The sequence below is a fragment of the Bacillus sp. ISL-18 genome, from assembly GCF_018613415.1.
In the GTDB taxonomy this organism is placed as follows: domain Bacteria; phylum Bacillota; class Bacilli; order Bacillales; family Cytobacillaceae; genus Neobacillus.
This window is the reverse complement of sequence record NZ_JAGGQG010000006.1, coordinates 270029-286290: the sequence shown is the minus strand read 5'-3', so window position 1 is coordinate 286290 and position 16262 is coordinate 270029. Positions and strand designations below refer to the sequence as shown.

Annotated in this window: 16 protein-coding genes; 6 read left to right on the top strand and 10 right to left on the bottom strand. The window is 39.8% G+C overall.

From position 1 onward, the window contains the following. Window positions 1-5: 5 nt before the first annotated feature. Together tatA and tatC are read right to left on the bottom strand one after the other, a co-directional pair. Window positions 6-203, bottom strand: coding sequence for a twin-arginine translocase TatA/TatE family subunit (gene tatA / locus J7E81_RS10585; RefSeq protein ID WP_215042154.1), 198 nt, complete (start codon window positions 201-203; stop codon window positions 6-8). A 60-nt stretch (window positions 204-263) separates the two neighbouring features. After that, window positions 264-1001 carry a twin-arginine translocase subunit TatC gene (gene tatC / locus J7E81_RS10580; protein ID WP_215042153.1) on the bottom strand — a complete coding sequence of 246 codons (738 nt, stop codon included), beginning with the start codon at window positions 999-1001 and terminating at the stop codon, window positions 264-266. 463 nt (window positions 1002-1464) lie between these two features. On the opposite strand from tatC, the gene J7E81_RS10575 reads away from it, so the two are divergent. Beyond that, a complete protein-coding gene (locus J7E81_RS10575) occupies window positions 1465-1818 on the top strand; it encodes a c-type cytochrome (protein WP_215042152.1) in 354 nt (117 codons plus the stop codon). A gap of 92 nt (window positions 1819-1910) precedes the next feature. Here J7E81_RS10575 and J7E81_RS10570 read toward each other — a convergent pair whose 3' ends face one another. From J7E81_RS10570 to allC, 5 genes are all read right to left on the bottom strand, one after another. Then, window positions 1911-3101 carry a MalY/PatB family protein gene (locus J7E81_RS10570; RefSeq protein ID WP_215042151.1) on the bottom strand — a complete coding sequence of 397 codons (1191 nt, stop codon included), beginning with the start codon at window positions 3099-3101 and terminating at the stop codon, window positions 1911-1913. A gap of 187 nt (window positions 3102-3288) precedes the next feature. After that, entirely contained in the window at window positions 3289-4035 is a 747-nt protein-coding gene (locus tag J7E81_RS10565) for a hypothetical protein (RefSeq protein WP_215042150.1), read from the bottom strand. Window positions 4036-4217: 182 nt separating this feature from the next. Then, the gene (locus J7E81_RS10560) at window positions 4218-5027 is read right to left on the bottom strand and encodes a spore coat protein (RefSeq protein ID WP_215042149.1); all 810 of its coding nucleotides are present in this window, start codon (window positions 5025-5027) and stop codon (window positions 4218-4220) included. A gap of 117 nt (window positions 5028-5144) precedes the next feature. Next, window positions 5145-6383 (bottom strand): pyridoxal-phosphate-dependent aminotransferase family protein, encoded by a 1239-nt coding sequence (locus J7E81_RS10555; RefSeq protein WP_215042148.1) that lies wholly within the window; start codon window positions 6381-6383, stop codon window positions 5145-5147. A gap of 15 nt (window positions 6384-6398) precedes the next feature. Beyond that, window positions 6399-7646, bottom strand: coding sequence for an allantoate deiminase (allC, locus tag J7E81_RS10550; protein WP_215042147.1), 1248 nt, complete (start codon window positions 7644-7646; stop codon window positions 6399-6401). 197 nt (window positions 7647-7843) lie between these two features. Between allC and J7E81_RS10545 the strand changes: the two genes are divergently transcribed. The 5 genes from J7E81_RS10545 (at window position 7844) to uraH (ending at window position 13351) form a co-directional block, all read left to right on the top strand. After that, window positions 7844-9445 carry a PucR family transcriptional regulator gene (locus J7E81_RS10545; RefSeq protein WP_215042146.1) on the top strand — a complete coding sequence of 534 codons (1602 nt, stop codon included), beginning with the start codon at window positions 7844-7846 and terminating at the stop codon, window positions 9443-9445. Between the two features lie 177 nt (window positions 9446-9622). After that, window positions 9623-10948: a nucleobase:cation symporter-2 family protein gene (locus J7E81_RS10540; RefSeq protein ID WP_215042145.1), complete on the top strand. Its 1326-nt coding sequence runs from the start codon at window positions 9623-9625 to the stop codon at window positions 10946-10948. Between the two features lie 16 nt (window positions 10949-10964). Further along, entirely contained in the window at window positions 10965-11474 is a 510-nt protein-coding gene (gene uraD / locus J7E81_RS10535; protein ID WP_215042144.1) for a 2-oxo-4-hydroxy-4-carboxy-5-ureidoimidazoline decarboxylase, read from the top strand. A gap of 50 nt (window positions 11475-11524) precedes the next feature. Beyond that, on the top strand, window positions 11525-12952 hold the full coding sequence (locus tag J7E81_RS10530) for an NAD(P)-binding domain-containing protein (RefSeq protein ID WP_215042143.1): 1428 nt from the start codon (window positions 11525-11527) through the stop codon (window positions 12950-12952). 45 nt (window positions 12953-12997) lie between these two features. Then, window positions 12998-13351, top strand: coding sequence for a hydroxyisourate hydrolase (gene uraH, locus J7E81_RS10525; protein ID WP_215042142.1), 354 nt, complete (start codon window positions 12998-13000; stop codon window positions 13349-13351). Window positions 13352-13401: 50 nt separating this feature from the next. Here uraH and J7E81_RS10520 read toward each other — a convergent pair whose 3' ends face one another. The 3 genes from J7E81_RS10520 to ggt all read right to left on the bottom strand — a co-directional run bounded on the left by J7E81_RS10520 (window position 13402) and on the right by ggt (window position 16253). After that, window positions 13402-13932 carry a chromate transporter gene (locus J7E81_RS10520; RefSeq protein WP_215042141.1) on the bottom strand — a complete coding sequence of 177 codons (531 nt, stop codon included), beginning with the start codon at window positions 13930-13932 and terminating at the stop codon, window positions 13402-13404. Then, complete coding sequence (locus tag J7E81_RS10515) at window positions 13929-14510, bottom strand: chromate transporter (protein ID WP_215042140.1); 582 nt, start codon at window positions 14508-14510, stop codon at window positions 13929-13931. The genes J7E81_RS10520 and J7E81_RS10515 overlap by 4 nt, the downstream gene beginning before the upstream one ends. An 87-nt stretch (window positions 14511-14597) precedes the next feature. Then, window positions 14598-16253 (bottom strand): gamma-glutamyltransferase, encoded by a 1656-nt coding sequence (ggt, locus tag J7E81_RS10510; protein ID WP_215042139.1) that lies wholly within the window; start codon window positions 16251-16253, stop codon window positions 14598-14600. Between the last annotated feature and the right edge of the window lie 9 nt (window positions 16254-16262).

The following is a 16262-nucleotide window of genomic DNA, read 5'->3' as shown; positions in this document are numbered from 1 at the left end:
AAAAATTATTCCTGCTTCTCCTTCTTACTGTCGACTTCGAAAGGTTCTTTCACATCATCAACCATTTCTCTAGTTGACTTTTTAAACTCACGTAATGTATCCCCAACAGCTTTTCCTAGTTGTGGTAATTTAGATGGACCAAATAGAATCAAGGCCAACACTAAAATGATAATTAAGCCTGGAACACCAATAGAACTTAACAAAACAAATTCCCCCTTTAAATTAATTTTTCGTTATTAGATCGATCTAATAAAGAACCCTTATTAGCTTTTGTTTTTTTTATAAACCCAGTTAGAACATAGAATACTAACCTCATAGAGAATCAATAATGGAATACTAAAGATAAAATCTGATATAAAATCTGGCGGCGTGATCGTGATCGCCAAGACCACTAAAACAAAATAAGCTGCTTTTCTTATTTTTTTTAAAAACTTGGGATTTACCAGACCAATCTTCGTTAGAAACACCATAATTACAGGTAATTCAAACATAAGGCTGACCGGTAAGATAATGCCAAACATCATCTTAAAATACTGATTAATTCCATACGTTTCTGTCGCACCAATGGATTGATTAATGGAAGACAAGAAATGAATCATCATTGGGAATAAAACAAAATAGCTAAACGACACTCCCAAAACAAACAAGAAAAACGTTATCGGGATGAAGATAAATACACCCTTTTTTTCTTCGTCAGTTAACCCGGGTTTCACAAACAGCCACGTTTGATGCATGGCAATTGGTAAGGTTATTAATAAGGCCAAAACAAGCGCACATTTAAAATAAATCGCAATTCCATCTGCAAAACCAAATACATTCCATTCAATTCTAACGGCTGATGGCTGTGATTTAATGTATTGTAAGATCGTCGGCGAAGCAATAAATCCTGCAATTAAGGAAAGGAATAAAAAAACTAGTACGATAATAATTCGCTTCCTTAATTCGGTTAGATGTGCAACAAGGAGCTGTTCCTGATCTTGTTGTAAATTGGCTTGTTCCATAATAAATTGCTGAACACCCCTTTTTTAATAAATTAAAAACTAGTATACTTTACTTCGTTACCCTAAAAAACAATTACTAGTATACGCCTATAATTTAAAAAAGGACAAACATTTTGTCACAAAATGTTCAAAATTAGGATTCTGCAAAATTAAATTACTGTCAATAGAGGTGTAAAATCATGACCACTCATATAAAAACTGAATTATCTTTCTTAAGCGAGCTCGTTTTTTCTTTACTGTTAAGCGCCTGCTTAGGAGTTTACTGCGCTAAATCCTTTGATTCATTTCCTTGGCTTGCCTTTATCGGAGTTTTAGTTGGTTTAGCTCTGATTGTCGCTTGTTGGGAGCAAAAGAAAAATCAATGGACTCTTTTTATCGTAGGCTTATTAATCAACACCCTTGTATGGTCCATTTTTTTTAATTGGCATTCTTTTTTCTGAAAATAATTAATTAGGAGATTCATATGAAAAAAACAATCATGATAACTGGATTCAATATCCTATTAGCAGCAGGCTTGGTATTTTTACTTTTTGTTTACGAGGGCCCTAAAAAGTCTCAACCTGTATCTGCTAATGGAAATGTTACAGCCTCTGCATCTACAGAAAATGCGGAAGATATTGTCGGGAAAAACTGTATTACTTGCCATGGTGACCAATTACAAGGCGGAGCCGGCCCAGCCTTAAGTAAGATTGGTTCTAAATATAACCAAAGCGAAATAGAACATATTATTAAAAATGGTAAAAACGGTATGCCTGCTGGTGTGATTTCAGGCGATGATGTAGCCGTTGTTGCAAAATGGTTATCAGAGAAAAAGTAATCATTATACTTAGAGAATAGAAAAAGCAATGCCACCCCCTTTTCGGGGATATGGCATTGCTTCTTTGAAATTAAAAAACATTTTATGGTGTTTTATTTTACCTCTTCAAATTCCCTGGCAATTCTCTCAAACGCTTCTTTTATCATCGGACGTGGTGAGGGAATACAAATTCTTTGATAGTTTAGTCCTTCTTGACCAAACATTTTTCCGTCTTCAAGGATAACATTTGCCTTATTATAAATCCGATCATGAACCTCTTCGGGAGTTAAGCCATACCCGCTAAAATCCATCCACATAATATAGGTTCCTTCAGGGATTCTCACCTTAACCTTCGGCATGTTTTCAGCTAAAAATCCAACTGCCCATTCCATCGTCCCGTCAATGTATTCCTTCAGCTGCTCAAGCCATTCATCACCATCGTGATATACAGATATCAAGGCTGATACGGTGAACGGCGATGGTAAATGGTTCCCCATTACACGGGTAAAGTTTTTTCGATGTTTCGGATTGGTGATAATGACGTTCGTACAGTGCAGTCCGGCTAGATTAAACGTTTTGTTAATAGCTGTAAACGAGATGATGTGGTCTGCATTCTCCACTACTTTTGCGATTGGCAGGAAAGTTTGATTCTGGCGAATCAAATCCCCATGGATTTCATCTGCAACAATTAGCACATCATTGGCTGCACAAATATCGGATAATTTCTGTAATTCTTCTTGGCTAAAGATCCTACCAGTTGGATTGTGGGGGTTACATAATATAAACATTTTTGTCTTTTCATCTTTTGCTTTTTCCTCAAAATCGGCAAAGTCGATATGATAATAACCGTCCTCATCACATTTTAGAGCATTATTTAAGAGTTCTCGACCGTTTGCTTCAATCGCTGCTGTAAATGGAGGATAAACTGGCCGTTGAATGATTATTCCTTCATCTGGATTCGTGAATGCTCTGACGGCAATATTTAAGGCATGAACGGTACCTGGACTATAAATAATTTCTTCCTTCTGGATTTCCCAATCATGTCTCTTTTTGAACCAATGTTGAATCGCTTCAAAATACTCGTCCGGAAAGATGGAATAACCGAAGATTCGATGGTCAACTGTTTTATGTAAGGCATCAATTAAAGGCTGTGGAACGGGTAGATCCATATCTGCCGTGAACAAAGGAATCGTCTCTTCGTCGTACCTGTCCGTAAGACCCATCTTTTTAATCATTTCACCGCCATCCCACTTGATGGAATAAGTTCCTCTGCGATTAACAATCTCATCAAAATTATATTTCATGCATATCACCCTTCGTCGTCGAATAGATGTGTGAACCAAAGTAAGGAGTCACTTCATATAATTTACATCTTACTCAAATCGTAACCCACAAGAGCGAAACTTTCCATTTAATTCTCTTATTTCAATAGAAACTGCCCGGACATTTCTAATATCCTGGCAGTACAAATGGTGACAGGCACCGTAAAAGTTAAAAATTGAGCTTGGAGATCATGTAGAGTTCGGCTTGAAGTTTGTCTAGTATTTGTGGGAAAGGGGTGTGCATGAATAGTGGGAAAAGGTCCTCAAGTGCGTCTTCGTAGGTCTGCCCCAAAAGTTCTCGGAATTTAACGTATCTTTCATAAAGCATAGCTTTTTCGTAATCAAGTCCCAATTTATAGAGGCCATTAGCGAAATCTCCCCTTGGGATTTTCTTGATTTTTCGAAAGACCTTCTCGTTTTTATCGATCAATTTTTCATTTAAGTAATGTGTTACATAATCAGAATAGATCATTTGGCCAATATGACCTGTATCCTGCTTAGAATAGTTAAATCCGATGACATGGTTGTCCTTACTTTCCTGAAGAATAAACGTTTTATTTCCTCGTAAATGAGCAATGAAACTTTTAACATTTCTATCAAATATCTTATCAAATTGGATAATTTGCTGGAGATTGTACGCAAATTCTTTATGTTCTTCCCCGACAACAAACAAACGGTCGACGATCGGTAAAAGCTTTAATACCCCTTCTGATAATTGGCTTGAGGCATCATAAATGGTAATATCGTGTGCTTTCTTCATTTGTTTGACTTTGCGCTTTTGTTCGGTAACGGACAATTTCGAAAATTCATGGATTAATTCATTCGAAGGATTTTCTCTTTCTAAGGAGCCATAGGAAATGAGAGCTACCGATAAATTAGTGTTTGTTTTTAACCAATGATAAATGGAAACAGACAATTCAGTAACCCCTGATTTTGCTTTTGGAGAATAAAAGCCAACTAAATACAACTCTTTCACCTGCCTTTATAAATCATATTCGCAGATGAATAATTGGAATGGGACAATCCTCTATGATTGTAAATAATCATGAAACAAAAGTAGACATGGTATCAAGCTTCCATGTCCACTTAGGAAAGAGTTTAATGATTAAAATACTGAGTGCCGTTCTGCATATTCGTTTGATTGCCCTTCATTTGACCATACATTGGGTTTTGAACATGTTGCTGCTGCATTGCTCCAGTTAACATTCCGCCAACTTGGCCCATCGGCATCATATTTTGACCTGATCTTGAAACATGTGTTGGCTGGTTCATTTGAGTGCTGCCCATCATGTTGTTAACCATCATTCCTTGATCAACACTTTGAGTTTGACCAGGATTAACCATATACTGAGCTTTTAATGATTCATTGACAGGCTGAAAAGTGTGTAAATAGGTTTTCGCAGTATGATCTCTCATCGTTGGAATTTGGTACTGCCCTTGCTGGTTCATAAATAAAAATACCTCATAGGCTTGATTCACACAGTTCACAGCACCATTTAATAGAACTTGACGAAGATTAGGATCAGCAATTTCTAAAGTAGCTTTTACGCCATTTGCTGCACCATTCTTGTGACAGATCAGCAAGGCACTGGCAATTTCATAGTCATTAAAAGTTGTGTTGCTCTCAGGGGTTACCATGCTTGGATTATCTAACCCATATTGAATTTGATCAGGTTTAACGGAATTAACATGGGTATTTGCCGACATTGGCGCGAAATTTTGATAATCATGTGTATAAGAGACCACAGTATCATAGGATTTAATTTCTTCCTGTAAGTGACGATGAATCATTTCTTTTAACTGAGGGTTTTTCGCCTGTTGTGCATAAAGATTAAAATGGTTAATCATATTAATTTTTTCTGTTAATATTTCATGGACTTCCATTGCTTCATGAGCTCCGAATGGCATCAATAACACTCCCTTTTGTTTTCTTTAACAAAAGTATTATCTTCATGCATCCGCGCTTGTATGTGTTTGATTGATTTTTCCTTAGTGGTAAATTTAGGACGACTTTTCAAATGATGTTCAAGTAATCCGTTCTGCTTTATATACGTCAAGGGACGCCTGCAATGCTTCTCCGCGATTCACCTTAACGCCATGACGAATCAAAACCGCTTCCAATCCACCTAATACAGAAAGGACATTTTCCTTTCGGCAGCTATACCCCATGGTCCCGATCCGCCATATTTTCCCATGCAAGGGTCCAAATGAGGAGGCTATTTCTATACAAAATTCTTCAAGAAGCATTTTCCGAACAGATTCTCCATCCACACCGTTGGGAATTTCTATACAAGTGACACAAGAAATTTTGTTACTTGAATCACCAAAAAGTGTTAACCCCATCGCTTCGAGTCCAGCAATCAAGGCTTTTTCATGTAGCTTATGACGCTCAAATCGCTGTTCAAGCCCTTCTGTCAATACCAGCCGCAATCCTTCGTGCAGAGCATAAATCATCGAAGTTGCTTCTGTATGATGATTAAGTCTTCTTGGGCCCCAATAATCCTGGAGCATACTTAAGTCAAAATAATTGCTGGCAATTGCATGTTTACTGCGGGCGTAACGCAAATCCTCTTCCGTCGCAATCCCGCGTTCCACCTTTTTTCGGGCAAATAAGATGTTTTCAATTCGATCATTGTAGGTGATAGGAGCCATCCCAGAAGGAACGGATAGACATTTTTGTGTTCCGCCAATCAACCCGTCAATGTACCATTCATCTGTATTGACTTCCACTCCCCCAATAGAGGCAACCGCGTCCACAATGAACAAAATATCCAGTTCCCGGCAAGCCTTCCCGATTTCCGCAAGCGGCTGCAACCTCCCTGTTGACGTTTCACCATGTACGATGGCAACAATTTTTGGATTAACTTCCTTCATTTTTGCGATAACTTCATCTGGATCGAATACATCTCCCCATGGGCATTCGATGGTATGAACTTCAGCCCCATACCGTTCACAAATTTCGACTAATAGGTGTCCGAAGCGGCCATAAATTGGGACAAGTACACGGTCACCAGGCTCAATAATACTGCAAAGGATCGCTTCATTACCGGAACGTGATGTCCCATCAATTGGAAAAGCCCACTGATTCTTTGTTCGAAAAACTTGGCGGAGCATTTCCATTACTTCATTCATAATACTTGTAAAAGCCGGATCAAATTGTCCTAAAATTGGTGTACTCATTGCACGTAATACACGCGGATCCACTTCGACCGGGCCTGGCGTCATAATCGTACGCTTTGGTGTATGTAACTCAGAAAAGACCATCTTTTCCACCTCCGGTTAATAGGCTAATTTATATAAAACATCGGTTAATAAATCAATACCTACTTCTAAATCTTCCGGACACGTATATTCAGTTGGTGAATGGCTAACCCCCTTCTGACTGGGAACAAATAAAAGGCAAGTCGGGCAGACATCACCGAAAACCTGGGCATCATGTCCAGCGCCGCTAATCATATCTTGAGAACGAATATTTTTTTTCTTGGCAAGTTCCCGTGCCCATTCTCCCATCTTTTCATCCATTTTAACCGGCTTAACGCTCATCCACTGAGAAATGAAAAGTTCCATTCCTTGGCTAGTTGTGACCCGTTCAAACTCAGCAAAAATCTCGCTGCAATATTGATCGATCACGCTTTCCTTATGATGCCGGATATCCAGGCTGAACTCCACTTCACCGGCGACTACATTTGCTACATTAGGTTTAACCTGCAGGCTGCCAACGGTTGCAACTAATCCTTTGTCCATTTCCTTTGTTTTTTCAGTTAAGTAAGAAATCATGTACGATACCGCGGTAACCGCATCTTTACGATCATCCATCGGCGTGGTACCAGCATGATTACTTTCACCTAGCACCCGAATGGTATAGCGGCACTGACCGACAATATGGCTGACTATCCCCACTTGGTTTTGATTTTTTTCCAAAATCATTCCTTGTTCGATATGAATTTCAACAAAACGGTCGATATCATTTCGTACTGGTGTCTTATATTGTGCTGGATCAAAGCCAGCAGATTTCATGGCATGTAGAAATTCTATTCCATCATCATCCTTTATATCCTTTACATAGTCCAGCGAATAGACACCATTCATATTTCTGGACCCCCAAAAGGTTAAAGGAAAGCGACTTCCTTCCTCCTCACATAAGGAAACTACTTCGATTGTTTTTTTTGGGTATCCGTATGCTTCAAATAACCTTAAAACTGCTATAAAGCTGGCAATGATTCCATAAGCGCCATCGTATTTGCCTCCTTCTATAACAGTATCAATATGTGAACCTGTCAGAATGGTTTTCTCCTCAGAATCTGTACCTGGCAATCGACCGAATAAATTCCCGACACTGTCAAAATACGTTTGTAACTTCATTTGGTCCATTTTCTGTTTTAATGCCTGCTGCGCTTCTTGCCAAGCGGGTGAATACAAAAGCCTTGTTACTCCTCCCATCTCAGTTCGCCCAAATGATGCAAGCCATTCAATCATAGCTCCAACCTGCCCTTTATCTAAAAACTGTTTATCCACTTGAATGGCCATCATCTTCACTCCTAATAGCGTCATATAAAATAACATTCATCGTTATATTTATAGTTTACAATCCTCATAATTGAACTACATTAGCTAATTCGTAAAAATTTTCTAAATCTTTTATGCAAAATAACTAAAGTCTGATACAATGTACAGAGATTAACTAACTTATCATGTTATATTATCTAACATAAGGAGTGTTATTGATGAAAGTATATGAACTAATAACCATCCCTCGATTAGAGGGAATGCAGATAATTGCTGGAGCTTCTGGAAAGAATCGCGAGGTGGAGTCTGTCAATATGATGGATGCACCGGATATCATACAGTTTCTAAACCAGAATGAATTCCTGATCACTACAGCATATCATTTTAAAGACACCCCTCATACGCTAACCGAATTAGTAAAGGCGATGTCTCAACAAGGCTGTGCGGGTCTTGGAATTAAAACAAAACGGTTTTTAGATCATATCCCCCAAGAAGTAATCACCTTAGCCAATGAGTTATCCATACCAATCATAGAACTTCCTTTGGATTTATCTCTAGGACAAATAGTAAACCTAACCTTTCATACCATTCTTAATAAAAGAGCAGCGGAACTTAAATTAGTACTCGAAACACATAAGCAATTTACGAACCTTATCATGCAAGGAAGAGGGATTCAATCTTTACTAGAGGATTTATCCCAGATGATCCAGCACCCCGTTCAATTAATAAATCAGCATTTTAAGCCTATTTCACAGCCAATCAGCAACATGGACTTCACTTCATTATTGGATGGAATTTCGATTCCAGCAACCAAATCATACCCAATTACGTTGTCTCTCTTATCAACAAAACAAGACTGCACCTTATTTCCTGTAAATATCAGCGAAAAGAAAAACGGATTTCTATTGATTATCGGAGAAATCCAGAAAACAGATCAATTAACCTTATCAACAATAGAACAAGCTGCGAATGTTATTTCCTTTTCACTACTAAAAGAAAATACATTAAAACAACATGTTCGAAACATTCGCAATGATTTCTTTCTTCATTTTTTAGATGGTACATTTGCTTCTCAAGAGGAAATTATTGGCCGTGCTGCAGAGTTTTCATTACACTACAACCAAATGTATATTTGTGCTGTCGGTAAAATCGACGGAGATCTTCAGCACCCTACTTACACTCAACGCCACGAGAAGGAGGATGATATTTTTGATTTTATCGAAGGGGAATTATCAGTTAACACGCCAAAAATTCACTTTTACAAAAAAGGCGATTCATGTATCCTGCTTTTTGAAATCCAAGATCTCCCCCTTCCCCCTTCCAGATATGTTGAGACAAATATATTGCAGCTTCAAGAAAAAGTGTCCAACTATTCAGGTAACACTATATCTTTTGGCGTAAGTACTATATGTCAGAATTTCTTACATACAAAAAACGGTTATACAGAAGCAACCGACGCTCTATCCCAAGGCAAACTTTCAAAAAAAACTCAATATATCCAAACCTATCATACGAAAGACATTATGGAGTTATTGCGGCAAATTCCCCTTGAAGACTTAAAAAATTATTATTCCTTTGCCCTTAGCGGTTTTGATCAAACTAAATCAGAGGAAGCACAATCCTTATTAGAAACATTATCTGTTTATTTAGAAACACATTGTCAGATTTCCGAAACGGCAAAAAGATTGTTTGTTCATCGCAATACCGTAGTTTATCGCATCGAAAAATGCGAGGAAATGCTCGGCAAAAGCTTAAAGGATTCCGATACAACTCTGCAAATCAGACTTGCATTAAGAATCAAGTCGTTATTAGCAAACTAAGCAGACACAGCGCTTCTTCTTTTGTTTTTTGTTCAGAATGAATAGTGTAATTCTGAATTTTTAGTTAGTTTACACAATGACAGTTTAAGGCTGATTGATTATTATGTAACTAATCATTACACACCATGTTACGTTTTATAACATTAGTAATGAAACACATTTAAGGGGGATTTACTCATGAACGAAAAAATCGGAAAGCCAAAAATTTTCTCATTAGGTTTACAACATGTACTTGCCATGTATGCAGGAGCCATTCTAGTCCCACTGATTGTAGGCGGTGCATTAAAATTTACCGGTCATCAGCAAGCATTCCTGATTGCGATTGATTTGCTGACATGCGGGCTCGCCACGCTGCTTCAATCCATCCATAATAAATATATTGGTGTCGGCCTTCCGGTTGTTTTAGGTACTTCATTTGTTGCTGTATCCCCAATGATCACGATCGGTACCAATTATGGAATTACAGCCATTTATGGATCAATTATCGCAGCTGGATTATTCATTATCCTTTTTGCCAATGTCTATGGGAAATTATTAAAACTCTTCCCGCCGGTTGTAACGGGAACGGTCGTCATTATTATCGGCTTATCACTCATACCAACTGGGATTAAGAATATGGGCGGCGGTGCAACAAGCCCTGAATTTGGCTCTGCTGAAAACCTGATCCTTTCCTTTGGTGTCTTGGCCTTCATCTTATTAATGAATCGTTTTTTTAACGGTTTTATGCGTGCCATATCAGTATTAATTGGAATTATCGCCGGAACCATTGCAGCTGCATTTTTGGGAAAGGTTAACTTTCAAGCAGTCACAGATGCCGCTTGGTTCCGGATTCCGACTCCTTTCTATTTTGGCCTTCCTACCTTTGAAATTGTCCCGGTATTAACCATGATTATCGTCGGAACAGTTATCCTCGTTGAATCAACAGGCGCCTTCCTCGCTTTAAGTAAAATTACAGGTAAAGATTTGTCTGAAAAAGACATCATCCGCGGCTACCGGACAGAAGGAATCGCTTTTACACTTGGCGGTTTGTTTAATGCCTTTCCATACAGTACTTTTGCTCAAAACGTTGGTCTCGTTCAGCTTTCAGGAATCAAAAATAGAAGTGTTACGATTGCAGCAGGTTTTATCTTAGTCGGCTTAGGACTGGTTCCTAAAATTGCTGCTTTGGCAACGATTATTCCTACTGCTGTCCTCGGTGGAGCAACAGTCATCATGTTTGGGATGGTGGTGTCATCTGGAATTAAAATGCTGAGCCGCGTCGATTTTTCTGACAATAACAATCTATTAATCATTGCCTGCTCGATATCATTAGGTCTTGGGTCCACGGTAGTTCCTGAGTTGTTTAAAGTTCTTCCAGAAACGCTCCAAATTCTCGTTGGTGACGGAATAATTACAGGCAGCATTTGTGCCATCCTGTTAAATCTAGTACTTTCTAAGCAACCTAAGCATTCCTTAACCGTTGTTCCAGATTCACCATTAGCCCCAGATGTTAAAGGCTTGTAAGGAAAGGATATGAACCATGTACACAATCGAAAAAATTAACGAGACAACTTTTCAGCAATTTATGGAAATCCTGAGCGGGATCTTTGAGCATTCACCTTGGATCGCCGAACAAGCAGAAGGATTAAAACCTTTTCATTCGATTTATCACTTACACCAAGAAATGGTTAATATTGTAAAAAACTCCTCCTTAGAACAAAAATTGGCCCTCATTAAAGCCCACCCCAATTTAGGGGAACGGGTGGCAATGACGGCTGATTCCAATCAGGAACAAAAAGGAGCCGGCTTACAAAGCCTTACACCGGCAGAATACAACCAATTGATTACGATGAATCAACGATATATGGATAAATTCGGCTTCCCTTTCATTTTGGCAGTTCGCGGGAAAAACAAACAACAAATTTATCAATCAATAGAGGAAAGACTTCATCATTCAAAAGAGGTAGAGTTTGAAATAGCTCTTACAGAAATCTATAAAATTGCTTTGCTTAGATTAGAAGAGAAAATGACTGATCATACAGTCATGTAACAAAGTGATCTTGGGGATTATATAAAAAAAATTGAAAGAGATGATAGTTTATGAGTCTAGAAGCATTGAACCAACAAGTTAAAAAAGATCTTGCCTATCTTTCATTCGGCGGGACAGATATGGTCCGTCCCCTCCCGCATCCTGCAGGACATGTCTATGATGTGATCATTATCGGCGGTGGTCAAAGCGGTTTAGCCGCCGCTTTTGGACTTAGGCGGGAACGGATCACGAACATCCTTGTTTTGGACGAAAACCCAGAGGGCTTTGAAGGACCCTGGGAAACCTACGCCCGGATGGTGACCTTAAGAACACCAAAACAGATCACTTCCATTGATCTTGGGATCCCGTCTCTGACCTTCCGATCTTGGTGGGAAGCACAATTTGGAGCAAAAAGCTGGGAAGCAATCGAAAGAATTCCACGGGGAGACTGGATGAACTATCTGCGCTGGTATCGGAAGGTCCTCGGTCTTCCAGTTCAAAACAGGGTCATGCTCAATCTAATTGAGCCTATAGAAAAAGATCTGTATCGGCTGCACGTGGCTGGCCAAGGTATGGGTGAAAACACACTATTGACACGAAAAGTCATTTTGGCAACAGGTATTCAAGGCGGCGGCGAGTGGCACGTCCCTGCTATGATTGCAGAACAATTACCGCCCCACCTCTACGCACACACTTCAAAACCGATTGATTTTCAAGCTTTAAAAGGTAAAAAGGTGGCTATCTTAGGCGGAGGAGCATCTGCCTTTGATAATGCCCATTTTGCGCTGACTAACGGTGTCGCTGAAGCACATGTCTTTGTACGCCGCAAAGAAATGCAGCGAATCAACCCCATCCGCCAGATGGAAGGTTCAGGACTGATAGAACGTTTCCAGGTTCTATCCGACGAAAATAAATATAAGGTCATGTCCCATTTCTTTAAACACAGCCAGCCACCGACCAATGATACGTTCGGACGGGCATCTTCATGGCCAGGTTTCAAACTGCACTTAGCTTCACCATGGCTTGATGTAGAGGATACGGGTAAAGGTACGGTCGTGACCACGCCTCAAGGGGCATTTAGATTTGATTTCTTAATAATCAGTACCGGTTTAGTTACCGATCCTGCTTTACGGCCGGAACTTAGGTTAGTAGAAAAACACATCATCCGCTGGAGCGATCGCTACAAGGCTCCAGACGAAATCGCTAATCCGACCATTGATTCACACCCCTATCTCAGCCCAGGTTTTGCTTTCCAAAGCCGCGATGAAGAAGGTAAAAAACTCCTGTACGGTCTATTTGCGTTCAACTATTCGGCATTAATCAGCTGCGGGATCTTAGCTTCTGCTCTTTCCGGAATGAGATTCGGTATTCCGAAACTGGTTTCTGAAGTAGCGAATCAACTTTTTCTTGATAATCAAAAAGAAATTCTCGATGAATATTTTAACTATCAAGAACATGAATTTATCGCTGATTTAACTACCACCGAAGAGTTAGCCTAAGCTTATCTCGGTGGTAGCTTTATTACATAAAGGAGAGGTGCTGCTATGTCTGGTTTAACAACACATATACTTGATTTAACTCATGGTCAGCCTGCGTCAAATGTGACAATCGAGCTTTATTACTATTCAAACGGAGAACGTAACTTGTTAAAGACATCTAAAACCAATTCTGATGGACGCTTAGATCAACCGTTTCTTTCAGAAGAAGAAATAAAGCTTGGCATTTATGAATTGGATTTCCATATCGGAGATTACTTTCGAAGTAAGTACCTTGAGCTTCCTGATCCGTTATTTTTAGACCAAGTGCCTGTCCGGTTTGGTGTTGCCAATTTAGAAAATCATTATCATGTCCCACTGCTTATATCCCCTTTCGGCTATCAAATCTATAGAGGGAGCTAAAAAAACGTCATTCTATCTGTTTTGCTGGATAGAATGACGTTTTTTATTATTCAGCTTAAAAATAGTGCACCATAGGCTAATCCGCCCACGATTACAAAGGCAGGATGCACCTTCCATTTTTCCAATAACAATAAACTCACTATAGCAATTATGATGGTTTGAACCAACCCATTTGAACTATAGGAAGTTTTAAAAAAGTCAAAAGTAAGACCCGCCATTAAAATCGCCACCGTTGGCACAACGATTTTGGATAATCGCTTCACTCGTGGTGAATCTTTATATTTAAAGATTAACTGTAACAGGACAATCATTAAAATGAGAGACGGTGCAATGGTGGCGAATTCAGCGATTACCGCTCCTAATACCCCGCCTACATCAAAACCAATGTAGCCGGCCATCTTGGTGGCGATGGGTCCTGGTAATACATTAGCTAACGCTAAAATCTCACTAAATTCACTCGTTGTGACCCAGCCATAACGACTGACCACCTCATGTTCGATTAAGGGAATGGACGCGGGACCGCCCCCATATCCCACAATACTCGGTATAAAAAATGCGATAAATAGTTTTAAATAAATCATAGGCTCTCACTTTTTTCGTTAATTGGAAATTCCAGTTTTTCTTTTTTATCGGGAATAACTAACGCCGCAACCAGTAATACTCCAACCACAATTCCTGGATGGACATGAAAGATCTCCATCACGATAAAACTACCGGCCAGCAGGAGTAGACCTTTTTTCCAGCCCCAGCCATTCTTTGATTTTTTCAAAAACTCCCATGTTAAGGTACCCATCATTACACCCACAATCGGCACTACAGCACCCGTCATCCCTTGGACTCTAGAATTATCCTTAAACTGATTAAAGGAAGTTAATAAGACCAGCATCATCAGGATGGTTGGTAAAACGGTCGCCAAAATGGCATTGATCATCCCTAGGATTCCGCCGAGCCGGTAGCCGATATAGCCGGCCATCTTGGTGGCGATCGGTCCAGGCAGTGTGTTGGCGAGTGCCAAGATATCACTAAATTCTTGATCATTCATCCATTTAAACGTACCCACTATTTCTTTATGGACGAGTGGGATGGCGGATGGTCCACCTCCAAAGCCTAATAATCCGGATCTGAAAAATGCGATAAATAGATCCCATTGAAGTTTCACTGTTAAATCACCTTTTTTCTTATTTGCTTCACATTCTTTGATGTAATCTAGAAAGATCTTGGACTAGTTAATTCATTATTTTTTAACCTAGAATCCTAGCGCTGCTCCATCTCCTCTTGGATCAGCACCGCCCAATTTTACTTTGCTATCAGGATCAATCTTAATTACCCCAGCATGACCCATGACATCCGTAAAATCTTCGACAATCTCAACTTGATGTCCTCGTTTTTGGAGTGATTCGCTTATTCCATCCGGAACTCTTCCTTCAATTTTAACGGAATTAGAGGCAGCGCCCCATGTCCGGCCATATAACCACCTTGGCGCCTCGATCGCTGCCTGAATGGGATAATGGTAATCAAGAATCCTCGTCACAAGTGCCGCTTGGGTTTGCGGCTGGCCTTCTCCTCCCATTGTACCATAAACTAAAAAAGGCTGATCCCCCTTAAAAATCATTGCGGGATTTAGGGTATGATATGTTCTTTTTTTAGGGTGCAGACAATTCACATGGCTTCTATCAAGCGAAAAAAAGCTGCCCCGGTTTTGTAACAGAATTCCTGTATTTTTAGGAATGAATCCAGATCCAAACTCATGATAAATACTTTGAATGAGCGAAACGGCATTCCCATATTGGTCAACGACACCCAGCCAAACCGTATCACCTTTCGAATCCAATTGTTTTTGAAGATTGATTGGCTTAGTAAAGTCGATTCTGTTCGCCAACTCCCTTCCCCTTTTTGCAGAAAGAAGCTCCTTTATCGGTATAAACGAAAAATCTGGATCCGTTAAATAGTGATCTCGGTCCTCAAATGCTAGTTTAGTAGCTTCGATTAACAAGTGGTAATAATCTGCAGACCCTTCCTCTATTGACGGAACATCAAATTGGTTTAATATATTTAAAATCGATAGGGAAGCAAATCCTTGGGTATTTGGAGGTAAGTTGTAAACGCCATATCCTCTGTAATCGACCGAAAGCGGCTTAACCCAGTCAGATTGGTGAGAAACAAAGTCGTTGTAAGTTAATAGGCCGCCATTAGTTTGGAGATCTTCCACCGCCGCCTTCGCAACATCCCCTTGATAAAAAAGACGGTTCCCTTCTTTCGATATTCCCTCAAGTGTGGAGGCTAAATCCTTCTGTTTTATTATTTCACCACAACGATACGAAAAGCCAGATGTTTTTGTAAAAATCTTTTTAAATTCGGAAAATCGCTGTAAATGTCGAAACTGCTCATTTGTGTCATCTAAGTTGATATTGGTCCAATATTCTTGGCTGGGGGTAACCGGAAAGCCCTCCTTGGCATAATGGATCGCGGATTGAAACAAGTCCTCCCATGAAAAAGTTGCTTTCATTCTTTCAGCCGAATAATTATAAGCCTTTTCCCAGCCGCCCACTGCCCCTGGAACGGTGTTCGCACTAAGTGGGCCGCGGGCAGGAATTTTCTCGTGCCCTTCTCTTTGGTAAAAGTCAATCGTTGCATACTCTCCAGAGCGGCCGCTGCTATTTAACCCCTTTAATTCTTTGTCACAAGCATTATAGATGAGCCAAAAATTATCGCCGCCAATTCCATTCATATGAGGATAAACAACGCCTATCACAGACGCAGCCGCAATCGCAGCTTCTACCGCATTTCCACCCTCCTGCAAAACCTTCATACCAGCTTGGGAGGCCAAATAATGCGGAGTTGTGATCATTGCACTCGGGGCCATTATGGTCGGCCGATGCGACCAATGGGATCGGTTATCCATTACCTTGCC